The sequence below is a fragment of the Eikenella sp. Marseille-P7795 genome, assembly GCF_916618725.1.
Lineage (GTDB): Bacteria > Pseudomonadota > Gammaproteobacteria > Burkholderiales > Neisseriaceae > Eikenella > Eikenella longinqua.
In genome coordinates, this window is the sequence record NZ_CAKAJZ010000001.1 from 628,739 (window position 1) to 646,661 (window position 17,923).

Below are 17,923 nucleotides of genomic sequence, written 5' to 3' on the forward strand. Positions count from 1 at the left end.
GAAAACAGATGAACCCAATTGCAAAAACCCTCCTGCTGGGCAGCCTCATCGCCGGCCTCGCCAGCTCCGCCCTCGCCCGCGACGTGCACCACCGCTGGTGTACCGAAGAAGCGCCCGTTGCCCAGCCCGCACCGCAGCCGCAGGTAGAGCGCATCAACCTCTCTGCCGACGCCCTGTTCCGCTTCAACAAATCCGCCGTCGGCGACCTGCTGCCCGAAGGCCGCGCCACGCTCGACCAGCTGGCCGCCAACCTCGTCAGCCGCCAAGCCCAGATCGACAGCATCGCCCTCGTCGGCCACACCGACCGCCTGGGCAGCGAGCAATACAATCACAACCTCGGCCTGCGTCGCGCCGAAACCGTGAAAGCCTATCTGCAAAGCAAAGGCGTGCAAGACCCCATCAGCGTGGCCAGCGCCGGCGAAAGCCAGCCCGTGACCACCGATTGCCACGGCACCCGCGCCACCGCCGCGCTCAAAGCCTGCCTGCAGCCCGACCGCCGCGTTACCGTGGAGATTACCGGCACGGCGCAGCAATAGGCGGCTGCTAATACAAGGCATAGTTTAAGCGGCTGCCATGTTTCAGGTAGCCTCTGGCCGCATAATGATGTTGCATAAATAAAGCCGAATCCTGTTCCAATGGGATTCGGCTTTTATCGTAACGTAACTTTCTCTGTTGCTGTATTTTGCCGCATTACTTGTACTGCAGGCAGCTTGCTCTCCTTATATCGAAAGAGTGTCAAGCCACTATCGTTTCAAAGGGTCACCACAGCTTCAAAATCAATTGGGCAAATGCCACCAGAATTGGCTCGCCATTTAGATCATAGGTATCTTTGCTGCTGCCGCCAATTTTGGGTTTTAATTTATCTCGATCAATTACCCATACATCACGGGAAGTACCGCCGATTTTGGGTTTTAGCTCCCGACCATCAAAAAGCCAGGTATCCCTTGATGTTCCACCGATTTTGGGTTTGATTTCCTTGCCATCGAAAATCCAAGTTTCTCTAGATGTACCGCCACTTCTTGGTTTCAACTCCCTACCGTTGCATACCCAATCACGAGGTAAAGTAATATCAGGCATGATTTGCTCCTTTTCACTGAAAAGCCGTGGCAGGTGTTCCGTTTTGTGGTGCTGCCGCAGGCTTGGGCGGTGGCGGTGCCGGCGGTGGGGGCGAATGTGTTGTTTTTGATGAAGGAAACTTCGGTGGTGAGCGCGGTGGCGGTGGCGGAATTGATGTTTGTAACCAAAGACATCATCGGCATGGACTATAAAACCAACGAGGCGCTGCTGCTACTGTTTATCAGCTATCTGATTATTCTGCTGCCGGTGTCGCTGCTGGTGCGCTACGGCGAAAGGCGGCTGCGGGAGGCGAAATATGGTGCTTGAGTGGCTGTTTGCCGGCCAGAATGCGGCGCGTTTGGCGCAAGGCTTGTGGCTCACGGCGAAGATTTCTCTGGTGTCGGTGGCGCTGTCTTGCGTGTTGGGCACGCTGTTCGGGCTGCTGATGCGGGTGCGGCATCCGCTGGTGCGCTTTGCCTGCGCGCTGTATTTGGAAACGGTGCGGATTGTGCCGATTCTGGTGTGGCTGTTTGTGCTGTATTTCGGCCTGTCGGCCTGGACGGACATTCATTTGAGCAACGTTTGGGTGTGCATCTGGGTGTTTGTGTTTTGGGGTACGGGCGAGATGGGCGATTTAGTGCGCGGGGCGCTGGAGTCGATTGAAAGGCATCAGGTGGAATCGGCCAAGGCGCTGGGGTTGAACCGGCGGCAGGTGTTTTGGCATATCGAGCTGCCGCAGAGCGTGCAGCGGGCGCTGCCGGGGGCGATTAACTTATTCACGCGCATGGTGAAAACCAGCTCGCTGGCCGCGCTGATCGGCGTGGTGGAAGTGGTGAAGGTGGGGCAGCAGATTATCGAAAACTCGCTGCTCACCATGCCCAATGCTTCGTTTTGGGTGTATGGCCTGATTTTTATACTGTATTTCTTGTGCTGCTGGCCGCTTTCGCTGCTGGCGGGCTATCTGGAAAAGAAATGGGAGAGCTGATATGGCTTTGCTGAACGTGCACCACCTGCGCAAGAGCTACGGCGACACCATCGTGTTGCAAGATTTGGATTTGAGCCTGGATAAAGGCGAGGTGGTGGTGATTTTGGGGCCGTCAGGCAGCGGCAAAAGCTCGCTGTTGCGCTGTATCAACGGCTTGGAGCCGCACCAGGGCGGCAGCATCGAAATGGAAGGCGTGGGCGAATTCGGCAAGGATGTGCCGTGGGAAACCGCGCGGCAGAAGGTGGGTATGGTGTTTCAGAGCTATGAGCTGTTTGCCCACATGAATGTGATCGACAACATCCTGCTCGGCCCGATGAAGGCGCAGGGGCGCCGCCGCGAGGAAGTGGAGGCGCAGGCCGACAAGCTGCTCGCCCGCGTGGGGCTGCTCAACCGCAAAACGGCCTTCCCGCGCGAGCTTTCCGGCGGGCAGAAGCAGCGCATCGCCATCGTGCGCGCGCTGTGCATGAATTCGGAAGTGATCCTGCTGGACGAAATCACCGCCGCGCTCGATCCGGAGATGGTGCGAGAGGTGTTGGACGTGGTGCTGGAGCTGGCGCGCGAGGGCATGAGCATGCTCATTATTACCCACGAAATGGAGTTCGCCGCCAAAGTGGCCGACCGGATTGTGTTTATGGATCACGGCCATATCATCGAGGAAAGCACGCCAGACCGTTTCTTCACCAAGCCGGAAAGCGGCCGCGTCCAGCAGTTTCTCAGCGGCATGGATTTTTCGATTTGATGGCGGCCGGCAGGCGCCGGTTATCGGCCTTGCCGCACGCCATTTTCAGGTAGCCTCTTAGCAAACCCTCGGATTTTATCCCTACACAGAAAAGGAAATATGATGCAGTTACATAAATCTTTCAAAGCATTATTGGCCGGCGCGGTTATTGGTTTCGGCCTGGTGGCCTGCGGCGGCGGTTCGGCCGGCAGCGAGCCGGCGGCTTCCGGCAGTGCATCCAACGCTTCCGCCGCAGCCGTGGCCGGCGACGACGCGCTGGCGCAAATCAAAGAGCGCGGCGTGATCCGCATTGGCGTGTTCGGCGACAAGCCACCCTTCGGCTATGTGGATGCCAACGGCCAAAGCCAAGGCTTCGACGTGGAAATCGCCAAATACCTGGCCAACGACCTGCTCGGCAGCCCCGACAAAGTGGAATTCGTGCTCACCGAAGCCGCCAATCGCGTGGAATACGTGCGCTCCGGCAAGGTGGACCTGATTCTGGCCAACTTCACCCAAACGCCAGAACGTGCCGAAGTGGTGGATTTTGCCAGCCCGTATATGAACGTGGCGCTGGGCGTGGTTTCTCCCAAAGGCGCGCCGATTACCGATATTTCGCAGCTGGAAGGCAAAACCCTGCTGGTGAACAAAGGCACCACCGCCGATGCCTATTTCAGCAAAAACCATCCCAACATCAACCTGTTGAAGTTCGACCAAAACACCGAAACCTTCGATGCGCTCAAAGACGGCCGCGGCGTGGCGCTGGCACACGACAACGCGTTGTTGTGGGCATGGGCCAAAGAAAACCCCAATTTTGAAGTGGCCATCGGCAACATCGGCCCGGCCGAACACATCGCCCCCGCCGTGCGCCAAGGTAACCGCTCGCTGCTCGATTGGGTAAACCAGGAAATCGCCGCCATCAAACAAGACGGCCGCCTGCACGCCGCCTATGAAAAAACCCTGCGCCCGGTATACGGCGACAAGGAAGCCGAGATTTTGGCAAAATAAGCGCGGATTGCTTTGCAGTCTGTGAAGGCTACCTGAAATTTTTCAGGTAGCCTTTTGTGTGTTGTGTGGCAAGGCTATGGGTGGAGGCTACCTGAAAATATCAGCAGGTTCACGCCGCAGCGGCGTACTTTTGGAAAGCTCGTTTGAACCTTATTTGAATAGGCTGGAGCGGATGCTTTTGTTTTCAGGTAGCCTGTTGGGAGGAAAACGTGTGAAAAGGCTACCTGAAAACCGTGAAACCTCTTTTTGCTTCGCGAGGCATCGCTCATTTCGTTGAAGCTCACGCTTCCAGCCAGCCTTTTTCCGCGCCAAAGCCAGGCAAACAAAAACCCCGCTTTCGCAGCGGGGTTTGGTTTGCAGCGTATCGGCTTATTTGCCGGCGGCGGTTACCGTGGCCACGGCCAGGTTGGCGCCGCGGCGCAGCGCGGTGCTTTCCACGCCTTCCGGGAATTGGATGTCGGACAAGTGCAATACATCGCCGGCCACCACTTTTTCGCAATCCAGCAGCAGCTCAGACGGGATGTGTTTCGGATCCAGCAGCACTTCTACGCTGGTGTTCAGCAGCGCCACGCGGCTGTTTTGCAGTTTAACAGCCTGAGATTTCTCGGCATTCACCACATGCAGCGGCAGGCGGATCTTGATCGGCTTGCCGGCCTGAACGATTTGGAAATCGATATGACGCACTTCCTGGCGGAAGGGGTGCATCTGGAAATCGCGCACGATCACGTCGTGTTCTTTGCCGTTCAGCGCCAGCTTGATGATGGCGGTGTGGAAGGCTTCCTTCTGCAGGGCGAAGAATACGGTTTTGTGATCGACAGAGACGGCGGCCGGGGTTTCGCCGGCACCGTACACCACGGCGGGCACACGGCCTTCGCGGCGCAGGCGGCGGCTCGCACCAGTACCTTGCTCTTCGCGCACTTGGGCTTCAATTTTAAAAGACATGGGTCAAACTCCATTAAAGTGAAAAAGTACCGTCTGCCGGGCTGCGACCAACCCTGACGGCACGGAAACGGCTTGCCGAAGCGGCAAACCTGCTTAGGGGAGGAACAATGCTCCCGGGGATGCCACATCCTCGTTGAAGAGGTATGAGACAGATTCTTCGTTGCTGATGCGGCGCATGGTTTCGGCCAAGAGGCCGGCAATCGTTACCTGGCGGATGCGGCCGCAGCTGCGGGCGGCTTCCGAGAGGGCGATGGTGTCGGTAATTACCACTTGGTCGATGTCGGAAGAGGCGATGCGGCTCACCGCTTCGCCGGAGAACACCGGATGGGTGGCGTAGGCCAGCACGCGCTCGGCGCCGCGCTCTTTCAGGGCGGAAGCGGCTTTACACAGCGTGTTGGCGGTGTCAATCATGTCGTCCACAATCAGGCAGGTGCGGCCCTGCACGTCGCCGATGATGTTCATCACTTCGGCTACATTGGCTTTGGGGCGGCGTTTGTCGATGATGGCCAAATCGGTGTTCAGCACCTTGGCTACGGCGCGTGCACGCACCACGCCGCCGATGTCGGGGCTCACCACGGTGAGGTTTTCGATGCGCTGCTGCAGGATGTCGTGCACCAGAATCGGGGTGGCGTAGATGTTGTCCACCGGAATATCGAAGAAGCCCTGGATTTGGTCGGCGTGCAAATCCACGGTCAGCACACGGTTGATGCCGGCGGTGGCGAGCATATTGGCCACCAGCTTGGCAGAAATCGGCACACGCACGGAGCGCGGGCGGCGATCTTGGCGGGCATAGCCGAAATAGGGGATGGCGGCGGTGATGCGGCCGGCAGAAGCGCGTTTGAGCGCGTCGGCCATGGTGAGCAGTTCCATCAGGTTGTCGTTGGTGGGCGCACAGGTGGACTGCAAAATAAACACGTCGCGGCCGCGCACGTTTTCCAGCAGCTCCACGGCAACTTCGCCGTCGGAAAATTTGCCCACGGAAGAGCGGCCCAATGAAATGCCGAGATGTTTCACCACATTCTCGGCCAAGCCGACGCTGGCATTGCCGGCAAATACCATTAAACTTTCGTATGCCATATCTTCATTACCTGTGTTGTTTGCGGTCTCGCCGCCGACTGTCGGAAACATTGCCGCTTCCTCGCGTGTTGGTTTTGGCTGGCTTGCAAACGGCGGATTATACGCCGGATGCGGGCAAAACCAAAGCGCTGTTTGCGCGGGCTGCGGGCAGGTTTGCGCAGTGCCGGGGCGGAGGCGGGCGGCAGGTGTGGTGGGGGGTTTGTTTCCCGTATGTTTGAGGCAATTAAAATCCGGCAGGCGGGGTTTTCGGCAAGGAAATGCCGAAAAAGGATTTTCAGGTAGCCTTTTGCCGTGTTGCGCCGCAGCAAAAAGAAAAGCATGTAACGCGTACATGCTTTTGCAAGGTGGCTGGGGATGTAGGATTCGAACCTACGCATGCCGGAATCAAAATCCGGTGCCTTAACCAGCTTGGCGAATCCCCAAAATCATATTTTGGAACCTGGCTGGGGATGTAGGATTCGAACCTACGCATGTCGGATTCAGAATCCGATGCCTTAACCAGCTTGGCGAATCCCCAGTGTTGACCTGCCGTTTCAGACAGGCGATTCACTAAAGGTGCGAATTATGCGTTTTTCCCGGCGCGTTGTCAAGACGAATCTGCGTAAAGGGCGGGGCGCGCTGTTTGGCTAGGGACACAGCATGGCGGACAGGGGGTGCCGGCTTAAGCCGCGCACGCACCAGCTGGCCAGGTTTTCAGGTAGCCTGCTGCGGATGTGTTCGGCTTCGCTTTGTGTGGCGCAGGCGAGAAACAGGCAGGCGCCAGAGCCGCTCATTTGCGGGCGGCCGTGGTTTTGCAGCAGGCGGAAGGCGGCGGCCACGCTCGGGTATTCAGCCAGCACCACGGCCTGCATATCGTTGCGGAAAGGTTGCAGTTGCTCGAAGCTGGGGTTGGGGCAGGGCGGGCTGTTGCGGGTGAGGTCGGGGTAGGCGAAGATTTTGGGGGTGGAGACGTGGGTGTGGGGGTGCACGACGACATACCATTGCTCGGGCACGGCCATCGGGCGCAGGATTTCGCCGATGCCTTGGGCGAAGGCGTTTTGGCCGAACAGGAAGAAGGGCACGTCGGCGCCGAGGGCGAGGCCGAGCGTGTGCAACTGCTCGGGCGGCACGGCGGTGCGCCACAAGTGGTTGAGGGCGAGCAGGACGGTAGCGGCGTCGGAGCTGCCGCCGCCGAGGCCGCCGCCGCTGGGGATGCGTTTGTTTAGCCAGATTTCCACGCCTTGGGGGCTACCTGAAAATTGTTGCAGGGCGCGGGCGGCGCGATAGCTGAGGTCTTGTTCGGGCGGGATGCCGCCGGCGGGGTTGTGCAGGATGATTTGGCCGTCGGAGCGGGGCAGCAGCCAAACGGTGTCGCACAGGTCGATGAGGCAGAAGAGGCTTTCGAGCAGGTGGTAGCCGTCGGGGCGGCGGCCGGTGATGCGCAGGCTGAGGTTGAGCTTGGCGGGGGCGGGGAAGGCGCGGGCGGCGGGGTGCGGGCTCATCAGACGGCCTGTTCGGTGTCGTTGCAGTTGGCGGGGCTGCGTTCGGGCTGGCCGAAGCGGTCGAAGATGAGGCGCAGGCTCAGGCCGCTGCGTTCCATGTGCAGCAGGCGGACTTGGCCGTTTTCATCCAGGTTGCGCTGGATGCGCCAGCCCATTTGCTGGAGGCGACCGTCGGGCAGGATGCTGTAGGGTTCGCCGGGCACGCGCAGGCCGTTGGCCCAGCGGTCGAGGTAGGCGACGGGGAGGTCGTAGCCGAGCAGTTGTTGGCTGAGCTCGGCGGTGCTGGCGGCGCGGTACACTTGGCCGTTGGAGGCAACGGCTTCTACGCCGCGGCTGTCTTGGCAGAGGCGGCCGACGCTGTTGCCGAGCGGGGTTTTGACTTCAAACAGCTGGAGGGCGGCTGTGCGCAGCCAGTCGAAGTTGGCGTAGCTGCCGCGTTCGTTTTCTTTCACGCCCATGCGGCCTGAGGCTTCGAATTGGGGGGTGGGGGCGTCTTCGCGCCAGCCTTCGGCGGGCATTTGGGTGCCGGTGGTGGTGCAGGCGGCGAGGAGGAGGGCGGCGAGGAAGGGGGGGAGGTGTCGGGTCATGGGGTGTTTTGCGTTTCAGGTAGCCTGATGGGGTGTGGGGCTACCTGAAAATAGGATGGCTTGGTTTTCAGGCGGCCTTTGCGGGGCTTGTCGGGCATGAATGCCGACCTGCGGTGTGGTGTTGCTATTTTTCAGGTAGCCTTTTGTTTGCTTGGGGCTACCTGAAAATTTTGGGGCATGATAAAGCCGCGGCGGGTTAGGATGGGTAGGCGGCGGGTAAAGTTGGGGGAAAGGCTACCTGAAAACGAGTGGGCGAATTTTGCGAAAACGGGATGGGGTTTCAGGTAGCCTGTGCTTTATTTGCTGCTGCCGTTGCCGTTTGCGCCGCTGCTGTTTTTCTCGGGCGGGGGCGGCAGGGATACGTTGAGGCGTTGCAGGGTTTCCTGCAACACTTGTTTGCTGTCGTCTTTGCTTCGGGCGGCCTGCCACACGGCGATGGCTTCGTCTTTGCGGCCGAGCGTCCACAATACTTCGCCGAGGTGGGCGGCCACGTCGGCTTCGGGCAGCTCGCGGTGGGCTTTTTGCAGGTAGGGCAGGGCCTCTTGCGGCTGGCCTTGTTTGAACAGCACCCAGCCCATGCTGTCTTGGATTTCGGGGGCTTCGGGCCGGCGGGCGAGGGCTTGCTCGATGTAGCGGCGGGCTTGGTTGAGGTCGGCGCCGGGCTGGGCAATCATGGTGTAGCCGAGGGAGTTGAGGATGTCGGGGTTTTTGGGCACGAGCTCGTGCGCCTGCTTGAGGTCGGCCACGGCTTTGTCGGGCTGTTGCAGGCGGTCGGCATAGAGGAAGGCGCGCTGCTCGAGGATGAGGGCGAGCATGGCGGGCGGGGCGGAATTGTCGCTGTAGCGGCGGTGGAGGGTGCGCAGCTGGGCGAGGGCCTCGGCGGGGGGCTGCTCGCGGGTGATGCGCAGCTGGGTGATGAGCAGGTCGTCGGCGTTGAACAGGGTGTTTTCGCGGCCGACTACGGCTTCGGCGCGCAGCAGGGCGTCTTGGGCGGCGGGCCAGTTTTTGTTGAGCTCGGCGAGTTTGGCCAAGAGGAGTTGTTTGTCGAATTGGCTTTCGGGGGCTTCTACGCGTTCGAGCCAGGTGCGGGCGTCGGCGGTGTTTTTGTCTTCATACAGGCGGGCGGCGGCGAGCAGGGCGGCGCGGCTTTTCTGCTGGCTGGTGCCGTGCAGATAGGCTTTGTCGAAATAGTTGAGGGATACGGTCACGGGCTCTTTGCGGCGCACGGAGAGGATGCCAGCCTGGATGTAGAGGTCGGAATCGGGATTTTTGGCGAGGAGGGATTGCAGCAGGCGGTAGGCTTCTTCTTCGCGTTTGGCGCTGATGAGGGATTCCACTTGCAGGGTTTGCCACATGGGGGAGAGGTGGCGGCTGTCGGCGTGGGAGAAGAAGTATTGCAGTACTTCGGGCTGGCGCTGGGCAATCAGGCGCAGGGTGATGCTGGTGAGCGGGCGGATGTCGCTGTCGAGGCCGGCAAGGCGGCGCAGGGCGGCGTTGGCATCGGCGGTGCGGCCGGCATGGGCGGAATAAATGGCGTCGGCGATGGCGGCTTCGGGCAGGCCGGGGAAGCGGGCGGCGGCCTGGTGCACCTGGCGGGTGGTGGGCGCATCGGCGGCTTCGGGGTGGTAGAGGGCGAGCTGGGAAACGCGCAGGAACACGCTGCGTATGCGGTGGCGGTCGGTTTGGGCGAGCACTTCGGGCAGGCCGGCGCGCACGGCGGCCACGTCGCCTTTGGCGGCGGCTACCGTCCAGCGCATGCGTTTCTGCTCGGGGGAGGGGTTGGGCTCGGCGATGCGCCATGTGTTGAGCACCTGTTCGGCCAGGCGCTGGTCGCTGGAGAGGGCGATTTCCACGGCGCGCTCGGCCGCAACGGGGTCGCGGGTGCGGCGGAACAGGCTCAGGTAGGTGGCCAGCGCGTCGGTGCCGTTACCTTTCTGCAGGGCGATTTCGGAGGAGAAGGCGGCCACTAAGTGGTTGGCGCGCTCGATGATTTCGCGGTGGGAGAGCGGTTTGGGTGTGGGCTGCGGTGCGGCGGGCTGGGCTTGGGCGGCCAGCGGCAGCAGGAGGGCGGCGGCAAGGGCTAGGGCGCGGAGGCGGGGGTGCCGTGGGAGCATAGGGGTTCCTTGGGATGGTTTGGCAGCCGTTGGAAAGAGGCTACCTGAAAACGATGCTTTGCGAAGCTAAAAACGTGTGCTTCAATGCAGTGAAAACTGCGGGAGGCATGGTTTATAGCGGATTTTGTAACTTTCGATACAAGGCGGCGAGCTGCAGATAGTACAAGTAGTACAGCAAGGCGAGCCAACGCCGTAGCGAAAGTTAAGTTAATTCGCTATATAACGCAATCGGGCTTGGCTTGCCAGATGTTTTTCAGGCTACCTGAAAACTTTTACCTTGGCGCTTTTGGCTGCGCAGAAATTCATTTTCTGCGGGAACTTTGTATTCGCCAAACGCGCCTTGCTTGTTTTCAGGTAGCCTGTTGTGCTTCATGCGGGGCAATGCCCGATCAAATGCGCATCGGCATCACGATGTATTTGAAATCGGCGTTGTCGGGGATGGTGAACAGGGTGGAGCGGTTGGCATCGCCAAAGGCCAGTTGGATGTCTTCGGCGTGCACGTTGCGCAGCACGTCCATCAGGTAGTTGATGTTGAAGCCCACTTCCAGCTCGGCGCCCTGATAGGCGATTTCCAGCTCTTCGCGCGCTTCTTCCTGCTCGCTGTTGCTGCACAACACGCTCAGCAGGCCGGGGCGCAGCTGCAGGCGCACGCCGCGGAATTTCTCGTTGGCCAAAATGGCGGCACGCTCCAAGGCGCCCAACAACGGCAGGCGGCCGAGCAGGAAGATTTTGTCGTTGTCTTGCGGAATCACACGGTTGAAATCTGGGAATTTGCCGTCTACCACTTTGCTTACCACCACGGTGTCGTTGCAGCGGAAGCGTACTTGGTTGTTCAGCAGCTCCACGGTTACGGGCTCTTCCGGGCGGTTGAGCAGCTTAAACAGCTCGAGCACGGTTTTGCGCGGCAGGATGACTTCGGCCTTGGGCAGGTCGGCATCGATCACGGCGGCGGAGTAGGCCAGGCGGTGGCCGTCGGTGGCCACCAGGCGCAGGTTGCTGCCCTCCACCTGCATCAGGAGGCCGTTGAGATAGTAGCGGATATCCTGCACCGCCATGGCGTATTGTACCTGCGAGAGCATGTTGCGCAGGGTTTCCTGCGGCAGGGTGAAGGCCGACACCACTTCTTCGCCCACGCTCATCAACGGGAAATCTTCCGCCGGCAGGGTTTGCAGGGCGAAACGGGATTTGCCGGCTTTCAAAGTAAGGCGGTTTTGCGCCCAATCCAGCACCACGATGGCGCCTTCGGGTAGGGCACGCAGGATGTCTTGCAGCTTTTTGGCGTTGGTGGTGATGCGGAAATCGTCGGCATCAGAGTGCGGGCCGTGGGTGTGGATTTGGATTTCCAAATCGGTAGCCAAGATGTTGATTTGGCCGCCGCTGCGCTCAATCAGCACGTTGGAGAGGATTGGCAGGGTGTGCTTGCGCTCCACAATGCCGGTTACGGCTTGCAGCGGTTTGAGCAGGGAGTCGCGCTCGGTTTCTAAAATCAGCATGAAAGGCTTCCTTGGTTAATTTTTGATTATAATCAGCAGTTTTTCGTAATCTTGGGCGATTTCGGCATCGCTCTGGCGCAGCTCGTCGGCTTTTTTTACCGAGTTGAGCACGGTGCTGTGGTCGCGCCCGCCGAAGGCTTTACCGATGTCTTCGTAGCTGTGGGTGGTCAGCTCGCGGGCAAGCTTGATGGCCAGATGGCGCGGGCGGACGATGCCTTGGGCGCGCTTTTTGCCGATGAGGTCGGCGGTACGGATGCCGTAATATTTGGCCACCGCGTCCATAATCAACGGCAGGTTGATGGGCTTGAAATTGCCGGCCACGATGTCTTGCAGGGCTTCGGTGGCGAGCTCGACGTCGATCGGTTTGTGCTCGAAACGGCTGCGTGCCTCCACCCGTTTGAAGGCCCCCTCCAGTTCGCGCACGTTGGAGCGCACGTGGGTGGCGATGAAAAACGCGGCCTCTTCTTTGAGCTCGATACCCACGGACTCGGCTTTCTTCTGCAAAATCTCCACCCGCATCTCCAGCTCCGGCGGCTCCAATTCCAGCGTTAGGCCCCAAGAAAAGCGCGACTTCAGGCGGTCGTCCATGTCGTCGATTTTGGTGGGCAACACGTCGCAGGTAAGGATAATCTGTTTTTTGTGGTGGTGGCAATGGTTATACAGGTGGAAAAACTCTTCCATGCTGCGGTCTTTGCCTTTGATGAATTGGATGTCGTCGATAATCAGAAAATCGTAGGGTTTGTATTGTTGGCGGAAGGCGTCGTGGGCGTGGTTGCGGAAGGCCTGAATCATGCCGCGCACGAAGTCTTCGGCGTGCATATAGTAAACCTTGGCTTCGGGCTTGAGCCGCAACAGTTCGTTGCCCACGGCCTGCGCCAGATGGGTTTTGCCCAAGCCGGTGCTGCCGTAGAGGAAAAACGGGTTGTAGTTTTTGCCGGGGTTTTCGGCAATGGAACGGGCGGCGGCCACGGCCAGGCGGTTGCCTTTGCCTTCCACCAGGGTGTCGAAAGTATATTCCGGCGACAGGTTGGTTTGCGCATAACGCTGTTTTTGTTGTTCACTGCGTTTGTCGGCAGGCGCAGTTTTGGTGGCAGCGGGTTTGGGGGCAACGGGCGGCGCGGCGGCAGGCTGTTCCGGCTGCGGGGCGATGCCCAGGCTTTCCAGGCGCGCCTGTACCATTTCCAGGGCAGTGCGTTTGTCGGCAGGGACGGCTTTGTCGGCAGCTTTTTTTGCTTTTGCGGGCGATGTTTTTGCGGGTGCGGCGGCCGGTTTCGGCACAGGCTGTTGGGTGGCGGCGTCCGGCCAAGGCTCGTTGGCGGGAGCGTATTGTTTGCCCTGCCCTTGCTGGAAAATCAGCTCCGGCGTATTTTCAGGTAGCCTTTGTTGCAACAGGCTGCGGATTTCGTTTGCATAGCGCGTGCGCAGCATATTCAGCACAAAACGGCTGGGCGCATACACTACCCATTCGCCGCCCGCCGCTTGGTCCACACTCAGCGGCGCAATCCAGCTTTGATACTGTTTGGCGGGCAGAGTGTGGCGCAAATGATGCAGGCAGTACGGCCAGAATTGTTCGAGCGTCATGGTGGGCAGTCGGAAGGGAAACGGAATACGGCGGCGCCCTAGCAGGGGGCGGAATGCGGGCGGATTATACCCAAAATTCAGGGGGCTTACCAAGGCGGGAAAATGCCGGCCTGATGCGCTGCGAGTTTGACAATATCAGCAAAATCAGGTGTAATACGCCGCTTTCAGCTTTTAGACTTAATTTTCACGGGAAACATCATGAAACGCACTTATCAACCTTCCGTTATCCGCCGCAAACGCACCCACGGCTTTTTGGTTCGTTCCAGAACCCGCGGCGGTCGTGCTGTATTGGCTGCACGCCGTGCCAAAGGCCGTAAACGTTTGGCCGTATAACAGTGGACTACTGTTTCGGCAAAACATACCGCTTACTGAAAACGGATGATTTCTCATCCGTTTTTGCTTTACGCCGGATGAAATCGCAGCCGGCGTTGCAGCTGTGGAGCAAGCCGAACGGTTTGGGGCATCCCCGCCTGGGCTTGGTGGTGCCCAAGAAAACTGCCCGCCGCGCCAACCGCCGCAACTATATGAAGCGCGCCCTGCGCGAGTGGTTCCGGCTCAACCGGCACCGCTTGGACGGTTGCGATTTGGTTATCCGCGCCCGCCGGCCGTTTGATTCGTCTGAATTGCAACAGGTGTGGGCGCAGCTGGAGCGGATTGTGCCGAAGAAGACATGTTAGCCAAAATTCTGCTTGGCTTGATACGGTTTTACCAATATGCTGTCAGCCCGATGCTGCCGCCACGCTGCCGCTATCAGCCCACCTGTTCGCAATACGCCCTTGAAGCCGTGCGCAAATACGGTGCGCTCAAAGGCGGTTGGTTGGCGCTCAAGCGCGTTTGCCGCTGCCATCCTTGGGGCGGCAGCGGGTTTGATCCGGTGCCTTAGCGCAACGGTTGCGCTGTGCAACTGCATTGAAGTTTTGGTTCACTTCGCCGAAGTTCATGTTTTCAGGTAGCCTGCCTGCCCTGGTAGACTACCGTTTATCTTGCCAAAAACGGAACCCGATTTTATGGAATCCAACAACGATCTGAAAAGGATGATGGCTTTTGCTGTCGTGGCCGTGATAATCCTGCTGGCTTGGGAGTTTATCAGCCCCCGCCCGCCGCAGCAGCCCGAACAGGCTGCCCAGGAAACGGCGCAGCAAACCGCTGCTGCTGCGCCCTCGGCCGGAGCCGAGCTCACTCCGACCAAGCCGATCACCGTTACTACCGACACGCTCAAAGCCGTGATCGACGAAAACAGCGGCGATCTGCGCGGCCTCGATTTGCTCAAGCACAACGCCACCAGCGATGCCAGCAAAACCTTCACCCTGCTTTCCGACAGCCGCGAACACAAATATTTGGTGCAGTCGCTGCTGATGGATGCCAAAGGCAACTATCTGCTGCAAGACAGCCAATTTAAGGCCGCGCAAAACAGCTACACCCTCACCGGCGACAAGCTGGAGGTGCGCCTGAGCGCGCCTGAAGCCAACGGCATCCAGGTGGATAAGGTGTACACCTTCAGCAAAGGCAGCTATGTGATCGATGTGCGCTTCGACATCACCAATAATACTGCCGAGCCGCTGAAACTCGACGGCGTGTACCGCGTATTGCGCGACAACAGCAAGCCCGAAGGCAGCGGCTATTTCAACCAAACCTATGCCGGCCCCGTGGTGTACACGCCGGAAGGCAAATTCCAAAAAGTGCAGTTTGGCGATTTGGACGACGACTTCGCCTCCCGCCGCGATACCGCCGACTACCAACGCACCGCCCAATCAGGCTGGATCGGCTTCACCCAGCACTATTTCACCACCGTGTGGATTTTGCAGCCCAAAGACGGCAACAGCATCTGCCAAAACGGCGCCTGCCTTCTCGATATCAAACGCCGCAGCGACAACCTCTATTCCGCCGGCGTGCGCGTGCCGCTGCCTGCGATTGCCGCCGGCCAGAAGCTGAGTGTGCCAGTGGAGCTATATGCCGGCCCGCAAGAGTATTCCGTAATCAGCAAAGTGGCCGACCGCCTGGACTTGGTGAAAGACTACGGCCGCACCCACATCGTCGCCGCGCCGCTGTTCCAGCTTCTGAACTGGCTGCACGGCATGATCGGCAACTGGGGCTGGTCTATCGTGCTGCTCACCATCATCGTGAAAACCCTGCTCCTGCCGCTCACCAATGCCTCCTACCGCTCCATGGCCAAAATGCGCGCCGTGGCGCCCAAGCTGGAAATGCTGAAAAAACAGCACGGCGACGACCGCATGGCGCTGCAGCAGGCCATGATGAAGATGTACAAAGAAGAGAAAATCAACCCGCTGGGCGGCTGCCTGCCCATGCTGTTGCAGTTCCCGGTGTTTATCGGCCTGTATTGGGTGCTGTTTGCTTCGGTTGAGCTGCGCCAGGCTTCTTGGGGCTGGGTGGCCGACTTGGCCCGCCCCGACCCGCTGTATGTTCTGCCGATTTTGATGGCGGTAACCATGTTCTTGCAAACTAGGCTCAGCCCGCCGCCGAGCGACCCGATGCAGGCCAAAATGATGAAGATTATGCCGCTGGTGTTCTCCGCCATGTTCTTCTTCTTCCCGGCCGGCTTGGTGCTCTACTATGTGGTGAACAACCTGCTGAGTATGGCGCAGCAATGGCTGATCAACCGCAAAATTGCCGCCACCACGCACGTGCACTAAGCCGCGGCGGCACAAGCAGCAAGCCCGAACTCCTCGCAGTTCGGGCTTGTTTGTTAAGGCTTGAATAAACCGTTGCTCCGGCCGGCGCGGAACAGCGCGTTTTTATGGTTTCTCATCTTTTCAGGTAGCCTCTTCAAGGTTAAAATTGCCCCATTAGTTTAAAGGATAAAGTTTCATCAACAACACGCCATAAGGGGCACAATATGACCGACCACCAACTCAAGCCGTTTGAAGAAATCGACTTATCGGAGCGCAAAGACCGCCTGCAAGTGTTTGAAGAGAAAGTGCTGCAATACAGCGGCAACCGCAGCAGCGAAAACTCTTCCGTCGCCCCGCTGCCCGAAAGCTACCCCTACCGCACCCGCATTAGCCGCAATGTGTATGAAAAAGAAAAGAAAAAGCTGCAAATCGAGCTGCTGAAAGTGCAGAGCTGGGTGAAAGACAGCGGCAGCCGCATCGCCGCCCTGTTTGAAGGCCGCGACGCCGCCGGCAAAGGCGGCACCATCAAACGCTATATGGAACACCTCAACCCGCGCGGCGCCCGCGTGGTGGCCTTGGAAAAACCCAGCGACCGAGAGCGCGGACAATGGTATTTCCAACGTTATATCAACCATTTGCCTACCGCCGGCGAAATGGTGTTTTTCGACCGTTCTTGGTATAACCGCGCCGGCGTGGAGCGCGTGATGGGCTTTTGCGAGCCGCATGAATACCTGCAATTCATGCGCCAGGCGCCCGAGCTGGAGCGCATGCTGGTAAACAGCGGCATGCACTTGTTTAAATTCTGGTTTTCCGTGTCGCGCGAAGAGCAGCTGCGCCGCTTCATCTCCCGCCGCGACGACCCCTTGAAACACTGGAAACTCTCCCCGGTGGATATCGAATCGCTCGACCGCTGGGACGCCTACACCGAGGCCAAGAACACCATGTTCTTCCACACCCATACCGGCGACGCGCCCTGGACCATCATCAAATCCGACGACAAAAAACGTGCCCGCCTCAACTGCATCCGCTTCTTCCTGCACGCCCTCGACTACCCCGACCGCGACCTCAAAGCCATCGGCCCGGTAGATCCGCTGATCGTGCAAGTGCCCAACGCGCAGTTTAAAGACAACATCAATATGAATGCCGACTGATTGGCGGCACAGCCAAAAAGGCTACCTGAAAAATATTTTTCAGGTAGCCTTTTGCTGGGCGGCAGCATCTTGCCCATCCTGCATGGCAAGATTCCAACACATAATTTCGTTAAAGTCTTTTAAGATTGCCCAAACCGCCGCCACGCCATACAATTCGCCCGGCCGGCAGTTTCCATAGCTGCCGCTTATTCAAACAACCTTTTATCTTGCAAGGAAAACATCATGAAAAAAGCTCTGGCGGCACTCATCGCCCTTTCCCTTTCCGGCCTTGCCCTGGCCGACGACAACCGCGGCTTCTACGTGCAAGGCGACCTCGGCCATGCTTCCGTAAAAGGCGAAGTGTACGGCGAAAGCGCCACCGCAAAAGGCTTCAGCCCGCGCGTATCCTTCGGCTACGACTTCGGCGATTTCCGCGTGGCCGCCGACTACACCCACTACAAATCCCGCAGCGAAAGCGGTCGCATCAGCAGCTCCACCTCTTATGATGCCGAAGCCAAATTCCAAAGCCTCGGCGTTTCCGCCATTTACGATTTCGACCTGGGCGCCCCGGTGAAACCCTATGCCGGCGCACGCCTCGGCCTCAACCGCGTATCCTTCGACACCACCGAACGCGGCACCGGCGGCTTCGAGCACTACGAAACCCGCAAAACCAAAGCCGGCGTCGGCATCCTGGCCGGCGTGGGCTACGACATCACCCAAAGCATCGCCCTAGATGCAGGCTACCGCTACAACTACTGGGGCAAATTCGACGGCGTGAAAGTGGATTCCCACGAAGTTTCCGCCGGCGTGCGCGTGAAATTCTGATTTTGCGAAACCGCTTGCCAGCAAACCGCCCGCAGCCGCAAAGGCTGGGGCGGTTTTGTTATGGGCATCTCGCATAACAATGCCGTAATCGCAAGCCGGCTGATTGGCAGAGCGGCAAAAAGGCTACCTGAAAATAAATGGAGCGAATTTCACGAAAACGATGTTTCCGAAGGAAGCGGAGTTTCTGTGCAGCTAAAACGATGTTTTGGCTTAGCCAAGGCTGAGTTGCTGCGCGGCTCAAATTTTCAGCTAGCCTTTTGCGGGCTCGAAACGGGCGCAAGGCTTTCACTTCGTTGCAG

General features: G+C 59.1%; 19 protein-coding genes, 2 tRNA genes and 1 pseudogene. 12 read left to right on the forward strand and 10 right to left on the reverse strand.

Features of this window, described 5'->3' with window-relative positions:
- Nucleotides 1-8: 8 nt before the first annotated feature.
- Nucleotides 9-536 (forward strand): OmpA family protein, encoded by a 528-nt coding sequence (locus LG371_RS03180; protein ID WP_225747716.1) that lies wholly within the window; start codon nucleotides 9-11, stop codon nucleotides 534-536.
- 223 nt (nucleotides 537-759) lie between these two features.
- On the opposite strand, the gene LG371_RS03185 is transcribed toward LG371_RS03180, so the two are convergent.
- Nucleotides 760-1,077, reverse strand: coding sequence for a hypothetical protein (locus LG371_RS03185; protein ID WP_225747717.1), 318 nt, complete (start codon nucleotides 1,075-1,077; stop codon nucleotides 760-762).
- Between the two features lie 27 nt (nucleotides 1,078-1,104).
- Here LG371_RS03185 and LG371_RS03190 point away from each other — a divergent pair.
- The 4 genes and pseudogenes from LG371_RS03190 to LG371_RS03205 all read left to right on the forward strand — a co-directional run.
- A pseudogene (locus tag LG371_RS03190) lies at nucleotides 1,105-1,383 on the forward strand (ABC transporter permease subunit); the annotation flags it as partial.
- On the forward strand, nucleotides 1,373-2,041 hold the full coding sequence (locus LG371_RS03195) for an amino acid ABC transporter permease (protein WP_225747718.1): 669 nt from the start codon (nucleotides 1,373-1,375) through the stop codon (nucleotides 2,039-2,041). The pseudogene LG371_RS03190 and the gene LG371_RS03195, both read left to right, overlap by 11 nt.
- Nucleotide 2,042: 1 nt before the next feature.
- A complete protein-coding gene (locus tag LG371_RS03200) occupies nucleotides 2,043-2,780 on the forward strand; it encodes an amino acid ABC transporter ATP-binding protein (RefSeq protein ID WP_225747719.1) in 738 nt (245 codons plus the stop codon).
- 102 nt (nucleotides 2,781-2,882) lie between these two features.
- On the forward strand, nucleotides 2,883-3,764 hold the full coding sequence (locus tag LG371_RS03205) for a cysteine ABC transporter substrate-binding protein (protein WP_225747750.1): 882 nt from the start codon (nucleotides 2,883-2,885) through the stop codon (nucleotides 3,762-3,764).
- Nucleotides 3,765-4,133: 369 nt separating this feature from the next.
- Here the strand turns inward: LG371_RS03205 and LG371_RS03210 are convergent, their stop codons facing one another.
- The 9 genes from LG371_RS03210 to dnaA form a co-directional block, all read right to left on the reverse strand.
- Nucleotides 4,134-4,706: a 50S ribosomal protein L25/general stress protein Ctc gene (locus tag LG371_RS03210; RefSeq protein WP_067593316.1), complete on the reverse strand. Its 573-nt coding sequence runs from the start codon at nucleotides 4,704-4,706 to the stop codon at nucleotides 4,134-4,136.
- A 93-nt stretch (nucleotides 4,707-4,799) separates the two neighbouring features.
- Entirely contained in the window at nucleotides 4,800-5,783 is a 984-nt protein-coding gene (locus LG371_RS03215) for a ribose-phosphate pyrophosphokinase (protein WP_156503541.1), read from the reverse strand.
- A 345-nt stretch (nucleotides 5,784-6,128) separates the two neighbouring features.
- Nucleotides 6,129-6,205 (reverse strand) — tRNA-Gln (locus LG371_RS03220).
- Nucleotides 6,206-6,223: 18 nt separating this feature from the next.
- A tRNA-Gln gene (locus LG371_RS03225) sits at nucleotides 6,224-6,300 on the reverse strand.
- 109 nt (nucleotides 6,301-6,409) lie between these two features.
- Nucleotides 6,410-7,264, reverse strand: a complete 855-nt coding sequence (gene ispE / locus LG371_RS03230) for a 4-(cytidine 5'-diphospho)-2-C-methyl-D-erythritol kinase (protein ID WP_225747720.1) — start codon at nucleotides 7,262-7,264, stop codon at nucleotides 6,410-6,412.
- On the reverse strand, nucleotides 7,264-7,851 hold the full coding sequence (locus LG371_RS03235) for an outer membrane lipoprotein LolB (protein WP_067593306.1): 588 nt from the start codon (nucleotides 7,849-7,851) through the stop codon (nucleotides 7,264-7,266). The genes ispE and LG371_RS03235 overlap by 1 nt, the downstream gene beginning before the upstream one ends.
- Nucleotides 7,852-8,147: 296 nt before the next feature.
- Nucleotides 8,148-9,965 (reverse strand): tetratricopeptide repeat protein, encoded by a 1,818-nt coding sequence (locus LG371_RS03240; RefSeq protein WP_225747721.1) that lies wholly within the window; start codon nucleotides 9,963-9,965, stop codon nucleotides 8,148-8,150.
- Nucleotides 9,966-10,354: 389 nt separating this feature from the next.
- Nucleotides 10,355-11,458 carry a DNA polymerase III subunit beta gene (dnaN, locus tag LG371_RS03245; RefSeq protein ID WP_067593300.1) on the reverse strand — a complete coding sequence of 368 codons (1,104 nt, stop codon included), beginning with the start codon at nucleotides 11,456-11,458 and terminating at the stop codon, nucleotides 10,355-10,357.
- Nucleotides 11,459-11,473: 15 nt separating this feature from the next.
- Nucleotides 11,474-13,039: a chromosomal replication initiator protein DnaA gene (dnaA, locus tag LG371_RS03250; RefSeq protein ID WP_067593297.1), complete on the reverse strand. Its 1,566-nt coding sequence runs from the start codon at nucleotides 13,037-13,039 to the stop codon at nucleotides 11,474-11,476.
- A gap of 198 nt (nucleotides 13,040-13,237) precedes the next feature.
- On the opposite strand from dnaA, the gene rpmH reads away from it, so the two are divergent.
- From rpmH to LG371_RS03280, 7 genes are all read left to right on the forward strand, one after another.
- Nucleotides 13,238-13,372, forward strand: a complete 135-nt coding sequence (gene rpmH / locus LG371_RS03255; RefSeq protein ID WP_082890768.1) for a 50S ribosomal protein L34 — start codon at nucleotides 13,238-13,240, stop codon at nucleotides 13,370-13,372.
- Between the two features lie 2 nt (nucleotides 13,373-13,374).
- Nucleotides 13,375-13,716: a ribonuclease P protein component gene (gene rnpA / locus LG371_RS03260; protein WP_225747722.1), complete on the forward strand. Its 342-nt coding sequence runs from the start codon at nucleotides 13,375-13,377 to the stop codon at nucleotides 13,714-13,716.
- Entirely contained in the window at nucleotides 13,710-13,922 is a 213-nt protein-coding gene (gene yidD / locus LG371_RS03265) for a membrane protein insertion efficiency factor YidD (RefSeq protein ID WP_067593292.1), read from the forward strand. Before rnpA ends, yidD begins: the two co-directional genes overlap by 7 nt.
- Before the next feature lie 124 nt (nucleotides 13,923-14,046).
- A complete protein-coding gene (gene yidC / locus LG371_RS03270) occupies nucleotides 14,047-15,690 on the forward strand; it encodes a membrane protein insertase YidC (RefSeq protein ID WP_225747723.1) in 1,644 nt (547 codons plus the stop codon).
- Nucleotides 15,691-15,893: 203 nt separating this feature from the next.
- Nucleotides 15,894-16,820 (forward strand): polyphosphate kinase 2, encoded by a 927-nt coding sequence (gene ppk2 / locus LG371_RS03275; protein ID WP_067593286.1) that lies wholly within the window; start codon nucleotides 15,894-15,896, stop codon nucleotides 16,818-16,820.
- Nucleotides 16,821-16,943, forward strand: a complete 123-nt coding sequence (locus tag LG371_RS12230; RefSeq protein WP_255593059.1) for a hypothetical protein — start codon at nucleotides 16,821-16,823, stop codon at nucleotides 16,941-16,943.
- Between the two features lie 99 nt (nucleotides 16,944-17,042).
- Nucleotides 17,043-17,624, forward strand: a complete 582-nt coding sequence (locus tag LG371_RS03280) for an opacity family porin (protein ID WP_225747724.1) — start codon at nucleotides 17,043-17,045, stop codon at nucleotides 17,622-17,624.
- Nucleotides 17,625-17,923: the final 299 nt, after the last annotated feature.